This window comes from Cupriavidus sp. 05L411, assembly GCF_056398045.1.
Genome location: NZ_JBFTOQ010000008.1, coordinates 245,742 through 260,646, shown reverse-complemented (window position 1 = coordinate 260,646; position 14,905 = coordinate 245,742). Strand labels below are relative to the sequence as shown.

Sequence of the window (14,905 nt, the reverse complement as noted above, 5' to 3'; positions counted from 1 at the left end):
AGACTTGCGTATCGACACACACCGGACACACTGGCGGCGTGCGTGCAGGCAGAGCGGCGCAGGCGCATTGCGTGACGGCAGGGGATCGTGGATGGAAAAAGAAAGAGAGAACGGGAGAGGCAGCTGGGGCCGAACGGCCCCGGCGCGAAAAAGCCGCCAGTCGGCCGGCACCACGGGGATGCTTCCCCTGCACGGCGGCCTGGCGGATCCGGCTTTAGCTGACACGCTCCAGCACGGCGGCGAAGAAGCCGTCGGTCTGGTGCAGGTGCGGGTAAAGCGCCAGCATCTCGGCATCTTCCGGCAAGCCGGGCACCGTGATCTTCTGCTCGGCCAGCACCTGTGCGGCGGGCACCAGGCGGAAGGTCGGGTGCGAGGCCAGGAAACCGCGCACGATGCCTTCGTTCTCGGCCTCCAGCACGCTGCAGGTCGCGTAGACCACGCGCCCGCCCACCTTCACCAGGCGCGCGGCGGATTCGAGAATGGCCGCCTGCTTGACGGTCAGCTCCAGCACCGATTGCGGCGACTGGCGCCACTTCAGATCCGGATTGCGCCGCAGCGTGCCCAGGCCGCTGCAAGGCGCATCCACCAGCACGCGGTCGATCTTGCCGGCCAGGCGCTTGATCTTGGCGTCGTGCTCGGAGTCGATCAGCACAGGGTGCACGTTGGACAACCCGCTGCGCGCCAGGCGCGGCTTGAGGTTGGACAGGCGCTTCTCGGACACGTCGAATGCATAGAGGCGGCCGGTGGAGCGCATCAGCGCGCCCAGGGCGAGCGTCTTGCCGCCCGCGCCCGCGCAGAAATCGACCACCATCTCGCCGCGCTTGGGCGCGACCAGGTTGCACAGCAGCTGGCTGCCTTCATCCTGCACTTCGACCAGGCCGTTGACGAACAGCGGCAGCTGGTTGAGCGCCGGCTTGCCGGCCAGGCGGATGCCGGACGGCGCCATCGGCGTCAACTCGGCCTTCAGCCCCGCAGCGGTCAGTTCGGCCAGCGCGGCCTCCTGCGTGGTCTTGATCAGGTTGGCGCGCAGGTCCAGCGGCGCCGGGCGCAGCCAGGCATCGCCCAGCGCTTCGACAAAGGCTTCGTCGTGGCGCGCGGCCAGCTGGTCGAACAGCCATTCGGGCAGGTTGGCGCGCACGCGCGGCGCCAGGCTGGAACGCTCGATCGTGGTCAGGCGATCGAGCCATTCGCCCTCTTCCGGCAGCAAGAACGGCGTCAGTACGTCGCGGCCCAGCGTGGCGGCCAGGCCCAGCAGGGCCAGGCGGCGCTGCGAAGCACCCGTGCCGCTGGCGGCGAACTGCGCAAACTCCACGCGCCGGCGCAGCACGGCAAACACGGCTTCAGCGATGATGCCGCGTTCGCGATGGCCCAGCTTGGGGTTTTCGCGGAAGTAGTAGCTCACCACCACGTCGGACGGGCGCGTGAACATCAGCACCTTGCCCAGCAGGCGGTCGATATGCTGGATATGGACGGCATGCAGCCCGCCATGCGGCCCGCGGCCTTGCTGCGGGGCCTGGCCGTCGTTCGCATCGCGCGAGCGCGACAGGCGGATGGGCGTGCCCTTGTGGTCTTTGTTCTTGTTGCGGACGGGCTGGCGGGCCCCTGCGGTATTGCGGCTCATGACTGCACCTCCGTAGCGGCAGCAAAGGCCGTAAACAGCTGGGATTCGGGTGGTTCGACCCGGACTACGCCGGCATGCACTTGCAGCCGGCCTTCGACAAACCAGCGCACAGCGCGCGGGTAGATAACGTGTTCGCACGGCAACAGGCGCGTGGCCAGGCTCTCGGGCGTGTCGTCCGGCAGCACGTCAAGCGCGGCCTGGACGATAACCGGGCCGTGATCGAGCTCGGGCGTGACGAAATGCACGCTGGCGCCGTGGACCTTGACGCCGGCCTCAATGGCTTGCCGGTGCGTATGCAGCCCCGGAAAGCACGGCAGCAGCGACGGATGGATATTCAGCATGCGCCCGGCGTACTTGTCGACGAAGCCCGGCGTCAGGATGCGCATGAAACCGGCCAGGACCACCAGGTCCGGCGCGAAAGCGTCGATGGCAGCGGCGAGCGCGGCGTCAAAAGTGGCGCGATCATCATATAACGTGTGGTCCACCACGCCGGTAGCCACGCCGTGGTCGGCGGCAAATTTCAGACCTTCGGCGTCTGGCCGGTTGGACAAGACCGCCGCTACGCGCGCCGGCCAGCCTTCGGCGGCGCAGGCGCTGACGATGGCTTCCATGTTGGAGCCTCGCCCGGAAATCAGGATAACGATATTTTTCATCGCGCAATTCTACCAAGCCGGGGCCAGTACACGACCAAAGCGAGCGCATTAGGCACTTAAAACACGCGAAACCCTCGCCGCAGCGCCATTTCGCATGGCCTATACGCAACGTGAACCCGCGTCCGGTGGATTGTGACGCCTCGCCCGCTCTGCTAGAGTGGCTGCTATCGTCCACGCGCAGTCCGTTAACACGGCTTCAAGTGACAACAAGGACGAACTGGGAAATTAGACGGGAAATCGCATGTCGAACGCTGCACCGACCTTGTTGGTGGTCGATGATCATCCTATGGCCTTGTCTGGCACTACCGCGTTTTTGGCGGAAGTGATGCCCGACGTTGCCGTCCATGCTGCCGGAAGCGCCAAAGAAGCGTTGAATACCTTGCAGCAAGGACTCAGGCCTGACATCGTGCTGCTGGATATCTGGCTAACCGATGGTACCGGCTTCGACGCCATGCAGGCGCTCAAGACACTGGTACCTTCCGCTCGCTTTATTTTTATGTCGGCCGAGGCCACGCCTGAAATCGTGGGCCGCGCGCGCGCGCTCGCCGCCTGCGGCTTCGTCGGCAAGCACCTGGACGCCAACGCATTCACCGCCGCCGTGCGCAAGGTGCTGGCAGGCGACACCTCCTTCCCATCGGACGAAGCGCTAAGTGGCCGTGCTCAATCCTTCGGGCCGGCGCACGGCATTCCGGTCACGCCGGCGGAACTGGGCCTGACCCCGCGCCAGGGCTCGGTCCTGGCGCTGGTGCTGGAGGGGCTGCCCAACAAGGTTATCGCGCGGCGGCTCGGCCTGACGGAAAACACCGTCAAGGAACACGTCTCGGCCATCCTGCAGCGGCTCGGCGTGCGCACCCGCATGCAGGTCATGTCGCGCATGGAGCGATTCCGCCTGCGCCAGTAAAGCGCACTGGCGACGCCAGCTGCTCACTGGGCAGGCGGCAAATAAAAAATGGGCCAGCGCGTCATGCGCCGGCCCATTTTTTATGCCTTCGCCGCTCAGGCTGGCCGCAGCCAGCGCCGCAGCAACAGTCTCAGTGCGGCCGGGTCGACCGGCTTGGGCAGCACGAAGTAGCCTGCCTCCTCGGCAGCTGCCAGCGCGGCGGATTTCAGGTCGCCCGACAAGAGCGCACTGCGCGCCTGCGGCTGCGTGTTCTGCCAGCGCTCCAGCAGGTCCAGTCCGTTTTCGCTGCCAGGCAGGCGCAGGTCGCAGAAGATGATGTCCGGCTTGAGTCCCTGGAGGAACAGGCGGTCGGCATCCGCACCGTGCGCGGCGCAGGCAACCTGGATGCCCCACGCCTCCATTAGCGCAATCCATGCCTTGCGGATCTGGGTGTCGTCGTCGACCACCAGCACGGTGCCGCGCAGGTGGTCGGGCTTGGCATCCTCGGCCTGCGCGTTGGCCCGCACGGTACGGATGGTTGCCACGGTCTCGGCCGCCACCGGCGCCAGCGAGAACCAGAACACCGATCCCCGGCCGGGCACGGAGCGCACGCCGTAGGTGCCGCGCATCAGCCGCACGCATTCCTTGAAGATCGCCAGCCCGAGCCCCAGTCCCTGGGACGGGTCGCGCTGCGGGTTGTGCACCTGGTAATACGGCGAGAAGATGTCCGGCAGATGCTCGGGCGTAATCCCGGCTCCGGTGTCCCACACCTCCACGCGGATATGCTTGCGGCGCTCGCGCGCGGTCACCAGCACGCCGCCGCGCCGGGTATAGCGCAGGGCGTTCTGCACAAGGTTGAACAGCGCGCGGCGCAGCAGCACCGGCTCAGCCATGGCGTACAGCTCTTCGGGCACGCGCGGGGTCAGGGTCAGGCCGCTTTCCCGCGCGTCGGCGGCGAACTGGCTCATGACCTCGCTGATCAGGTGGCTGAGCTCGCACGGCTCCAGCGTGGGCAGCACCTTGCGGCCCTCGAGCTTGGACAGGTCCAGCAGCGAGCGGAACAGCAGGTCGATGGTCTGGGTGCCGGCGGCTACCTGCTCCACCAGCGGATGGAGCGAGGATGATTTGTTGCGGGCGCGCAGCGCCTCCACCAGCATCACCAGCGCGTGCACCGGCTGGCGCAGGTCATGGCTCGCGGCGGCCAGGAAGCGCGACTTTTCCTCGCTGGCATGCAGCGCCCTCTCCTTCTCCTCCTGGAATTGCTTGGCCAGCCTGCGGCTGTCGCTTTCCAGCTGAATGGCCCGCACCAGCGTGCGCTGCAGGTTCAGCGCATGGCGCGTGAGCATGATGGCGTAGACCACCAGCAGCAATTGCACATACGTGCCATGGCCAGGGAAGGCGTACTCGGCCAGCAGGATATTGGGTACCAGGATCGGGATACCGGCGTAGACCAGATTGGAGGGTACCGGCGACTGCGCGGTAACGCCGCCCGCCAGCACGCCAAGCGCCAGCAGGTACAGCACGCTGGAAAAGACGGTGGAGCCGGTATAGAGATGCAGCAGCGCGGAGCTGCCCCAGGTCAGGCCGGTCAGGAAGGCCATTGCGCGCATATTGGCCCACCATTTGCGCGTGTGCGCCGAGCGGCTCATGGTGGCGCAATCGCGCAGGTAGCCGAAGTAGAACCAGCTGGTGGCCGCGGTCAGCACCAGCATGACGCCGCACCAGCCCACCAGGGCACTATGGTCGGCGGCCGACCAGAAGGCGATCGCGGTCAAAGCCGGAAGCACCACCGAGGCGACGATGGCGGTGGGGGAGACGCGATGGATGGTCGCCAGCAGCTTGGCCCGCGTTTCGGTATCGAGCGGAGGCCCTGGCGGCGGCAGGATTCGGTTTAGCAGCGCGTTCAAAGGAGGGCTGGGGGGCAGCGAGTGCGATCCGCCGTATCATGCCGCCTTTTGGGGCGCAACGCCACGGCGATGGGTCGATCCGTGCACAAAAACGCCAGTCCGGGCATGCCGGCCACCGCCGCCAGGCCAAACTTGTCCACCATTCGCCTTATAATGCTCGCTTTACCCAAACGCTTGTTGCCGTCCTCGTGAAAGTCTTCCGTGGCCTGCCCAACGCCGAAAGCCGGGCGCCTTGCGCCCTCACCATCGGCAATTTTGACGGTGTGCACCGCGGCCACCAGTCGCTGCTCGCCCGCGCGCGCGCTGCGGCGGATGCACGCGGGCTACCGCTATGCGTGATGACATTCGAGCCGCATCCGCGCGAATTCTTCACGCCGGAAAAGGCGCCAACGCGCATTGCGCTGCTGCGCGACAAGCTGGAAAGCCTGCGCCGCAACGGTGTCGACCGTGTCGTCGTTGAGCACTTCAACGCACACTTCGCCGCGCAGTCCCCGCAAGCATTCGTCGAGAACGTACTCTGGCACGGCCTGCACACGCGCTGGCTGCTGGTCGGCGACGACTTCCGCTTCGGTGCCAGGCGCGCCGGCGATTTTGCCTATCTGCAACAGGCCGGCGCACAGTTCGGCTTCGACGTGGAGCAGATGGGCTCGGTCTCCGAAGGCGGCGTACGCATCTCCAGTTCCGCCGTGCGGCAGGCGCTGGGCGATGGTGATCTCGAACACGCGCGCCGCCTGCTTGGCCATGGCTATGCCATCAGCGGGCACGTGGTCCACGGCCGCAAGCTTGGTCGCGACCTGGGCTTTCCCACCATCAACCTGCGTATTTCCCACAAGCGGCCGGCAGTCAGCGGCATCTTCGTCGTACAGGTGCATGGACTGGCAGAGAACGCCATACCGGGCGTGGCCAGCATCGGCGTGCGCCCGACCATCGAAGATGCCGGCCGGGTGCTGCTGGAAGTGCACCTGTTCGACTTCAGGCAGAACGTCTACGGCAAGCTGGTGCGGGTCGAGTTCATGAAAAAGCTGCGCGATGAAGCCCGTTTCGATGGCCTGGAGGCGCTGACCGCCGCCATTGCCAAGGACAGCGCAGACGCGCGTGCCTTCTTCGGCCTGACCGTGCCTGGCTCGCCCGAGGGCACGCCCCCGGCCGCGGGCAGCCGCGACTTCGCCACCTCCGCCACCGACCGAATTAGCTAGCGCCCCGTTCCCGCGCGGCGGGACCCGGGTCGCTACCCCAACCCGAAGCCAGCCCGCGGTACCCTCCGCAGCCGGTCCACGCCGTACCGCGCGCCCGCACCCAGCCGAGCTAGTGCCGCGCGCCAACCGAATTGCCCCGAGAATCGACATGTCCAACGACAAACGCGCCAAGCCCGAAAAAAGCAAGTACCCGGTCAACCTGCTCGAGACCCCCTTCCCGATGCGCGGCGACCTGCCCAAGCGCGAGCCGCTGTGGGTCAAGCAATGGCAGGACAAGCAGCTCTACAAGAAGATCCGGGCCGCTCGCAAGGGCGCCAAGAAGTTCATCCTGCACGACGGCCCCCCGTACGCCAACGGTGACATCCACATCGGCCATGCGGTCAACAAGGTCCTCAAGGACATGATCGTCAAGGCGCGCGGCCTGACCGGGCTGGACGCCGTCTATGTGCCGGGCTGGGACTGCCACGGCATGCCGATCGAGATCCAGATCGAAAAGCAGTTCGGCAAGGGCCTGCCGGTGCAGGAAGTGCAATCGCGCGCCCGTACCTACGCCACCGAGCAGATCGCCCGCCAGAAGCTGGACTTCGAGCGCCTGGGCGTGCTGGGTGACTGGGAACATCCCTACCTGACCATGAACTACAGCAACGAAGCCGACGAGCTGCGCGCGCTGAGCAAAATCATGGAAAAGGGCTACGTGTTCCGCGGCCTGAAGCCAGTGAACTGGTGCTTCGACTGCGGCTCGGCGCTGGCCGAGGCCGAGGTCGAGTACAAGGACAAGACCGATCTGTCCATCGACGTGGGCTTCCCCTTCGCCGAAACCGACAAACTGGCCCATGCCTTCAAGCTGCCGGCCGAGCAGCTCGCCGCCAAGCCGGGCTGGGTCGTGATCTGGACCACCACGCCCTGGACCATCCCGTCCAACCAGGCGCTGAACATGCACCCGGAAGTCGAATACGCGCTGGTCGATACCACGCGCGGCTTCCTGATCCTGGCCACCGAGCGCGTCGAAGAGCAGCTCAAGGTCTACGAACTGGAAGGCAAGGTGCTGGCCACCACCACCGGCGCAGCGCTGTCGGAGATCCGCTTCCACCACCCGCTGTCCAAGATGGACGCGGGCTACGACCGCCTGTCGCCGATCTACCTGGGCGACTACGTCACCACCGATACCGGCACTGGCATCGTGCACTCGGCGCCGGCCTACGGCGTGGAGGATTTCCAGTCGTGCAAGGCGCACGGCATGAACGACAAGGACATCATCAGCCCGGTCATGGGCGACGGCGTCTATGCCAGCACGCTGCCGCTGTTCGGCGGCCAGAAAATCTGGGACGCCAACCCCAAGATCGTCGAAGTGCTGAAGGCCTCGGGCAACCTGTTCAATTCGCACAAGTACACCCACAGCTACATGCACTGCTGGCGCCACAAGACGCCGATCATCTACCGCGCCACCTCGCAGTGGTTCGCGGGCATGGACGTGGATCCGGTCAATGAAGACGGCACCAACGGCCCGACCCTGCGCGAAACCGCGCTCGCCGGCATCGAGGCAACCGAGTTCTACCCGGCGTGGGGCAAGCAGCGCCTGCACAACATGATCGCCAACCGGCCCGACTGGACCCTGTCGCGCCAGCGCCAGTGGGGCGTGCCGATGGCCTTCTTCCTGCACAAGGAAACCGGCGCACTGCACCCGCGCACGCCCGAACTGCTGGAGGCAATCGCCAAGCGTGTGGAAGTGCACGGCATCGAAGCCTGGCAGACGCTCGACCCCAAGGAACTGCTGGGAGAAGAAGCCGCCATGTACGAGAAGAACCGCGACACGCTCGACGTGTGGTTCGACTCAGGCACCACGCACTGGACCGTGATCCGCGGTTCCCACCGCGAAGACCTGTACGACGCATCGGCCGACCTGCCCGACGGTCGTCTGGCTGACCTGTACCTGGAAGGCTCGGACCAGCATCGCGGCTGGTTCCATTCGTCGCTGCTGACCGCCTCGATGCTGTACGGCAAGCCGCCCTACAAGGCACTGCTGACCCACGGCTTCACGGTGGACGGCGAAGGCCGCAAGATGTCGAAGTCGATCGGCAACACGGTGTCGCCGCAGGACGTGTCGAACAAGATGGGCGCCGAGATCATCCGCCTGTGGGTGGCCTCGACCGATTACTCCGGCGAACTGTCGATCTCCGACGAAATCCTGAAGCGCGTGGTGGAAGGCTATCGCCGCATCCGCAACACACTGCGCTTCCTGCTGGCCAACCTGGCCGACTACGACCACGCGCAGCACGCGCTGCCGGCGTCGGAATGGCTGGAAATCGACCGCTACGCGGTGGCTCTGACCGGGCGCCTGCAACAGGAAATCCTGTCGCACTACGACGGCTACGAGTTCCACCCGGTGGTCGCCAAGCTGCAGACCTTCTGCTCGGAAGACCTGGGCGGCTTCTACCTGGACGTGCTGAAGGACCGCCTCTACACCACCGCGGCCAACTCGAAGGAACGCCGCGCCGCGCAGAACGCCGTGTACCACATCACCCAGGCGATGCTGCACTGGATGGCACCGTTCCTGTCGTTCACGGCGGAGGAGGCCTGGCAGATCTTCGGCCATGGCACCGAGCACACCGACACCATCTTCACCAGCACCTACTACGACGTGCCGGCGATCGACCAGGCCGACGACCTGCTGCAGAAGTGGCATGTGATCCGCGAAGCCCGCGCCGAAGTCACCAAGCAACTCGAAGCGGTGCGCGTGGACGGCGAGATCGGTTCCTCGCTGCAAGCCGAAGTCGCCATCCAGGCCGGTGGCCCGGTGCTGGCCGCGCTGCAGAGCCTGTCCGACGACCTGCGCTTCGTGCTGCTGACGTCCGCCGCCAAGGTAGCCCCGGCGCCGGAAGGCGGCGACCTGCTGGTCACCGTGACGCCGTCGGTGCACGCCAAGTGCGAGCGCTGCTGGCACTACCGTGCCGACGTTGGCCGCGACCCGGCCCACCCCACCCTTTGCGGCCGCTGCGACAGCAACCTGTTCGGCGCCGGTGAACACAGGAGCCACGCCTGATGGCCGCCACCACCACGCGCACCGCGCGCGGCACCAAACGCGCCAGCAGCAAGGGCACCAAAGGCAGCAACACCACCCCGCTACTGTGGATGGCGTTCGCCCTGCTGGTGATCGTGCTGGACCAGTTCTTCAAGATCGTCATCGTGCGGACCTTCGCCTATGGCGAATCCCGTCCGGTAACGCGCTTCTTCAACCTGGTGCTGGTCTATAACAAGGGCGCCGCCTTCAGCTTCCTGGCGGATGCCGGCGGCTGGCAGCGCTGGTTCTTCACCGGCCTTGGCGTGGTGGTGGGGCTGTTCATCATCTGGATGCTGTACCGCCATACCGGGCAGCGCCTGTTCTGCTTTGCGATCTCGCTGATCCTTGGCGGCGCCATCGGCAATGTGGTGGACCGCGTGGTGTACGGCCACGTGGTCGACTTCCTCGACTTCTATGTGCGCAACTACCACTGGCCGGCCTTCAACGTGGCGGACTGCGCCATCACGGTGGGCGCTGTGCTGCTGATCGTGGACGAACTGCGCCGCGTTCGCCGGCACTGAGGCCACAACGGCACGCCAATCGCGCCCGCATCATGCGGGCGTTTTTCATGGTGCTGCCTGACTGGCAGGATGGCGGCGCGCAAGGCGCGTTGGCAGCGCCGCCAACGCGCGCGCGGGCAAGCCGGTATTATTGACATTTCTCCGGCGCGGGGGCGGCAAGCGCTGCCGCCTGCCGCGACAACTGGACAACCGGACAACCGGACAACCGGACAACCGGACAACCGGACAACCGGACAACCACTTCAAGCGAAGAGCATATCCATGGATCTGCGAGGCAAGCATCTCGTCCTTGGCCTGACCGGCGGCATCGCCTGCTATAAATCGGCCGAACTGGTCCGCCTGCTGACCAAGGCCGGCGCCACCGTGCAGGTGGTCATGACCGAAGGCGCGACCCAATTCATCACGCCGGTGACCATGCAGGCACTCTCCGGGCGCACGGTCTTCACCTCCCAATGGGACGCACGCGTGGGCAACAACATGGCCCATATCGATCTCTCGCGCGAAGCCGACGCCATCTTGGTCGCGCCCGCCTCCACCGACTTCCTCGCCAAGCTGACGCACGGCCTGTGCGACGACCTGCTGACCACCCTGTGCATCGCCCGCAACTGTCCGTTGCTGGTGGCACCGGCCATGAACCTGCAGATGTGGCAGGCGCCCGCCACCCAGCGCAACGCCGCGCAGTTGCGCAAGGACGGCGTAACCCTGCTGGGCCCCGGCAGCGGCGACCAGGCGTGCGGCGAAGTCGGTGACGGCCGCATGCTGGAACCATCGGAATTGCTTGCCGACATCATCGCGTTCTTCCAGCCCAAGCCGCTGGCCGGGCGGCGCGTGGTCATCACGGCCGGGCCTACCTTTGAAGCCATCGACCCGGTGCGCGGCATTACCAACCGTTCCTCTGGCAAGATGGGCTTTGCCATCGCGCGCGCGGCCCGCGAGGCCGGCGCCGACGTAGTGCTGGTGGCCGGCCCGACGGGCCAGCCCACGCCGCGCGGCGTGGCCCGCACCGACGTGGAAAGCGCGCAGCAGATGCACGATGCGGTAATGGCGGGCTTGCCAGGCGCCGATGTGTTTATTGCGGTCGCGGCGGTGGCCGACTGGCGTCCCGCCGAAGTCGCCAGCCAGAAGCTGAAGAAGGCCAACGATAGCGACACGCCGACGCTGCACTTCGTGCAGAACCCCGACATCCTCGCCGCCGTGGCCGCAAAGCCGAACGCGCCCTATTGCGTGGGCTTTGCCGCCGAAAGCGAAAAGCTCGAGCAATATGGCGAGCAAAAGCGCCAGCGCAAGAACGTGCCGCTGCTGGTGGGCAATATCGGCCACCACACTTTCGGCATGGACGACAACGAGATCGTGCTTTTCGATGCCCAAGGCATGACCCGCCTGCCGCGCGCCGACAAGCTGACGCTGGCGCGCGACCTGGTCGCGGCCATCGCCCAGCGCCTGCCCACGCGCCGTTGAATCCGCGCGCCCAGCCCCCCGAACATCACCCGGCCCCGACCCTCGACATGTCCGCAAGCAAACCCAAACTGCGCCTCTCGGTGCTCGACCAGAGCCCGGTCATCGCCGGCCATCATGCGCGCGACGCGCTGGCCGCCACCGTGGAGCTGGCGCAGGCCGCCGAAGCACTGGGCTACACCCGCTACTGGTGCGCCGAGCACCACGGGCTGCGCGGCGTGTGCAATCCGGCGCCGGAAGTCATGCTGGCGCGCCTGGGCAGCGTAACCAAGCGCATCCGGCTGGGCTCGGGTGGCGTCATGCTGCCTTACTACAGCCCCTTCAAGGTGGCGGAGCAGTTCCGCATGCTGGAGGCCCTGTTCCCGGGCCGCATCGATCTTGGCGTGGGGCGCGCGCCGGGCGGCGACATGCGGACCGCGCAGGCGGTGGCCATGGGCCAGTACAACCGGGGCGACCAGTTCGAGGAGCAGGTGCGGGACCTGTCCTGGCTGTTCCGTGGCGAGATGCCGCCCGGCCATATCGCCGAGGGCGTGGTGCTGCAGCCCGAGATCGATACGCGGCCGCAGCTGTGGGTGCTGGGATCCAGCGACTTCGGCGGCGCCCTGGCGGCGCGCCTGGGGCTGCGCTTTGCCTTTGCCCACTTTATCAATCCGCATGTGGGACACGCCGTCGCACAGCAGTACCGCCGCGATTTCGAAGCGGGCTATGACGAGCAGCCTTATAGCGCGGCGGCGATCTTCGTGATCTGTGCCGACACCGAGGCCGAGGCGGCAGAGCTGGAGCGCGCCGTGGACCTGCGCCGGCTGCAGATGGCCTATGGCGTCAACGCGCCGATCCCCTCGCTCGCGCAAGCCTCGCAGCACGAGCTCAGCGAGCGCGACCGGCTGATCGTCGAGCGCGAGCGCCCGCGCACCATCTGCGGCACGCCCGAACAGGTGGCGCAGCGCATGCTGGCCCTGCGCGAGCGCTTCCTTGCCGACGAACTGGTGGTACTGAGCGTGGCCGCCAGCTACGCGGCGCGGCTGCGCACCTACGAACTGCTGGCGCAGGCGTTCGACCTGTCGGGCGACTAAGAGCCACTAAGGGCGGCTAGGGGGCGAGCAAGCTCGGCTATCATCTCGGGTTGCCAACGTTTTGTTTTTTGTTTTCCCGAGACCGACCAGCCATGACATTCGAAGCCAACCCCACCGTCGAAATCAAGGTGCTTGACGCACGCCTGCATGAATGGGGCCTGCCGGCTTACCAGAGCGATATGGCGGCGGCGATCGACCTGCACGCCTGCCTGGATGCCGCGCTCACCATCGAGCCGGGCACACCGGCGCAGCTGGTGCCTGCCGGCATCTCCGTGCACATGGGCAACCCCTACATGGCAGCCACCATCGCGCCGCGCTCTGGCCTGGGCCACAAGAAAGGGCTGGTGCTGGGAAACTCGATCGGCGTGATCGACGCCGACTACCAGGGCCCGATCATGGTGAGCGTGTGGAACCGCAATGCGCCCGGCACCGAGCCGATCGTGATCCAGCCGGGCGAGCGCATCGCGCAGATGATGTTCGTGCCGGTGCTGCGGCCCGTGTTCAAGACCGTGGAAGTGTTCTCCGAAGACACCGTGCGGGGCGCGGGCGGCTTCGGCTCAACCGGCGTGCATCACGCCAAGAGCGGCAGCTAAGCGGGAAAGACGGCGCGCTCGACGCTACTACATTAGCGCGCCTGCTCGAACAGCAGCGCCACGCCGCCAGCCAGAGAAGCAGGAATCAGGCTCTCATCGGGCCCCAGGTCGAGCGCCCCGACGCGCGCCTCACGCCACCCGCGGCGGGCCGCGGCCAGGTCGCTGGTGCGCAGCCGGATGGCGGCGTACCCCGGCACGGCGCGGCGCACATGCTCGGTGCCGGTCGCGGCGGCAAGTGCCTGCGGCGTGGTCACCACCAGCGTGGCGCCATCCAGCGCCAGGCTACAGATGTGATCGCTCAGTTGCGTCATCTCGCCGCCGGTCAGTTCGGCGTAGGCACGCCCGGCAGCCTCCACCAGGGACGGCGCCACCACCAGGAACATCGTGGCGATGCCCACGGCACCGTTGGCATGCGTGGTCCATTCGGGACGCCACAGCAACTCCGGCGTGCGGTGTTCGCAGATGAAAAAGCGCGCGCCCGGTGCATCGTCGATCGCGGCGACGCGGAAGGTCGCTGGATGCTCCGTGCCATCGTCCAGCCGCACCGGCCGCGAGAACTCGATCGGGTCCGAAGTGTGCCAGCCGCCACCGCGCAGCTGTGCCGCGGCGGTGAACGTATCGCTGCTCTTGCAGGATAGCCCTGCGCAGCCGCCCCCGGCCTCCTGCGCATCCCAGTAATACTGCCGCGTCGGGCTTGGCGCGGTGACATGCAGCAGCTCAAGATAGTCGCGCGTCAGCATGACGCAATGGTTCTGCGAGCCGAGCGTGTGGTAACCGCGCGGCGTCAGCGTGAAGCCAAACCCGCGCCAGGCTTGCGCCGCAGCGTCAAGGTCGGGACACACCATCACGGCGTGGTCTAGCGGTTCCATCGTCATCGCACCCTCTCGCTTCAATCGAACTGGATATTGGCCTTGCGCGCCACTGCCTGCCATTTGTCGTGCTCGTGGCGCACCAGGCTGGCCAGCTCAGCGGGGCTGCCGCCCACGATCTCGAAGCCCTGCATGGCCAGCGCATCCACCACGCGCTGCTGCCGCAACGACTGAACCAAGGCATCGTGCAGGCGCGCCACCGTCGGCTCCGGCAACCCGGCCGGGCCAAACACGCCGATCCATGAATAGGCTTCGAAACCGCGATAGCCTTGCTCGGCCACGGTTGGCAACTGCGGGAACTGGCGCAGGCGGGTGGTGCCGGTCACGCCAAGCAGCTTGATCGTCTTGGCAGCCACATGCGCCTGCACGGCAGCATAACTGGAAAAAAATATGTCGACTTCATTGGACAGAACAGCCTGCACCGCCGGGCCGCCACCTTTGTACGGCACGTGGAGAAAGCGCACCCCGGCCTCGGTCGCCAGCGCCTCGGCGGCGAGCTGGTTAAGGCTACCGATGCCGGAAGACGCGTAGTGGATGCTCTCCGGCTTCTGCCGCGCCATGGCGACCAACTCCTTCACGTTGGACGCGGGCAACGACGGGTTGGCCGCGATCACCAGTGGAAAACGCACCAGTTGCGAGATCGGCGTGAAGTCGCGGAAGGTATCGTAGGGCAGGTTCTTGTACGCAATCGGGTTGATGGCATGGGTGTCGAACGCCATCAACAGCGTGCTGCCGTCAGGCTTGGCCCGGGCCACGGTGCTCGAAGCAATCAGGCCACCGGCGCCTGGCTTGTTGTCGATCACCACCGTCTGGCCGAGCCCGCTCTTCAGGCCGGGCTGCAGCTGGCGTGCGACGATATCGACGCTGCCCCCCGGAGGGAATGGCAACACCATGGCGATCGGTCGGCCGGACGCGCCCGTCGTGGCATCGCCACCCAGGGCAGCCAGGCCAGGCACGGGAATCAGGGGCATCGCGCCAAAGGGCAACGATTTGAGCAGCAGGCGGCGCAGCCGCGAGCGTTGGGATTGAGACATCGGGTACTCAGACGGATGGCGGGCGCACAGCTGCGGTGCGCAGCC

The 14,905-nt window shown here is 66.6% G+C and carries 12 protein-coding genes; 7 read left to right on the top strand and 5 right to left on the bottom strand.

The features are described from left to right. Window positions 1-214: 214 nt before the first annotated feature. Window positions 215-1,621 carry an RsmB/NOP family class I SAM-dependent RNA methyltransferase gene (locus AC1DQR_RS12495; RefSeq protein ID WP_416049614.1) on the bottom strand — a complete coding sequence of 469 codons (1,407 nt, stop codon included), beginning with the start codon at window positions 1,619-1,621 and terminating at the stop codon, window positions 215-217. After that, window positions 1,618-2,274 (bottom strand): phosphoribosylglycinamide formyltransferase, encoded by a 657-nt coding sequence (purN, locus tag AC1DQR_RS12490; protein ID WP_416049615.1) that lies wholly within the window; start codon window positions 2,272-2,274, stop codon window positions 1,618-1,620. The genes AC1DQR_RS12495 and purN overlap by 4 nt, the downstream gene beginning before the upstream one ends. Before the next feature lie 241 nt (window positions 2,275-2,515). On the opposite strand from purN, the gene AC1DQR_RS12485 reads away from it, so the two are divergent. Further along, window positions 2,516-3,175 (top strand): response regulator, encoded by a 660-nt coding sequence (locus AC1DQR_RS12485; protein WP_267604301.1) that lies wholly within the window; start codon window positions 2,516-2,518, stop codon window positions 3,173-3,175. Between the two features lie 95 nt (window positions 3,176-3,270). Here AC1DQR_RS12485 and AC1DQR_RS12480 read toward each other — a convergent pair whose 3' ends face one another. Beyond that, on the bottom strand, window positions 3,271-5,061 hold the full coding sequence (locus AC1DQR_RS12480) for a hybrid sensor histidine kinase/response regulator (protein WP_309405990.1): 1,791 nt from the start codon (window positions 5,059-5,061) through the stop codon (window positions 3,271-3,273). 188 nt (window positions 5,062-5,249) lie between these two features. Here AC1DQR_RS12480 and AC1DQR_RS12475 point away from each other — a divergent pair, with 188 nt between their 5' ends. From AC1DQR_RS12475 to dut, 6 genes are all read left to right on the top strand, one after another. Then, window positions 5,250-6,257: a bifunctional riboflavin kinase/FAD synthetase gene (locus AC1DQR_RS12475; protein WP_416049616.1), complete on the top strand. Its 1,008-nt coding sequence runs from the start codon at window positions 5,250-5,252 to the stop codon at window positions 6,255-6,257. A 148-nt stretch (window positions 6,258-6,405) separates the two neighbouring features. Beyond that, window positions 6,406-9,297: an isoleucine--tRNA ligase gene (gene ileS, locus AC1DQR_RS12470; protein ID WP_416049617.1), complete on the top strand. Its 2,892-nt coding sequence runs from the start codon at window positions 6,406-6,408 to the stop codon at window positions 9,295-9,297. Next, window positions 9,297-9,836 (top strand): signal peptidase II, encoded by a 540-nt coding sequence (gene lspA / locus AC1DQR_RS12465; RefSeq protein WP_416049618.1) that lies wholly within the window; start codon window positions 9,297-9,299, stop codon window positions 9,834-9,836. The genes ileS and lspA overlap by 1 nt, the downstream gene beginning before the upstream one ends. Before the next feature lie 261 nt (window positions 9,837-10,097). Continuing rightward, window positions 10,098-11,294 (top strand): bifunctional phosphopantothenoylcysteine decarboxylase/phosphopantothenate--cysteine ligase CoaBC, encoded by a 1,197-nt coding sequence (gene coaBC / locus AC1DQR_RS12460; RefSeq protein WP_416049619.1) that lies wholly within the window; start codon window positions 10,098-10,100, stop codon window positions 11,292-11,294. 47 nt (window positions 11,295-11,341) lie between these two features. Continuing rightward, window positions 11,342-12,364: an LLM class flavin-dependent oxidoreductase gene (locus AC1DQR_RS12455; RefSeq protein WP_416049620.1), complete on the top strand. Its 1,023-nt coding sequence runs from the start codon at window positions 11,342-11,344 to the stop codon at window positions 12,362-12,364. A gap of 92 nt (window positions 12,365-12,456) precedes the next feature. Beyond that, window positions 12,457-12,957 (top strand): dUTP diphosphatase, encoded by a 501-nt coding sequence (dut, locus tag AC1DQR_RS12450; RefSeq protein WP_006157522.1) that lies wholly within the window; start codon window positions 12,457-12,459, stop codon window positions 12,955-12,957. Between the two features lie 32 nt (window positions 12,958-12,989). Here dut and AC1DQR_RS12445 read toward each other — a convergent pair whose 3' ends face one another. Both AC1DQR_RS12445 and AC1DQR_RS12440 read right to left on the bottom strand, forming a co-directional pair. After that, window positions 12,990-13,832, bottom strand: a complete 843-nt coding sequence (locus AC1DQR_RS12445) for a VOC family protein (RefSeq protein WP_416049621.1) — start codon at window positions 13,830-13,832, stop codon at window positions 12,990-12,992. A gap of 14 nt (window positions 13,833-13,846) precedes the next feature. Beyond that, a complete protein-coding gene (locus AC1DQR_RS12440) occupies window positions 13,847-14,860 on the bottom strand; it encodes a Bug family tripartite tricarboxylate transporter substrate binding protein (protein ID WP_416049622.1) in 1,014 nt (337 codons plus the stop codon). Between the last annotated feature and the right edge of the window lie 45 nt (window positions 14,861-14,905).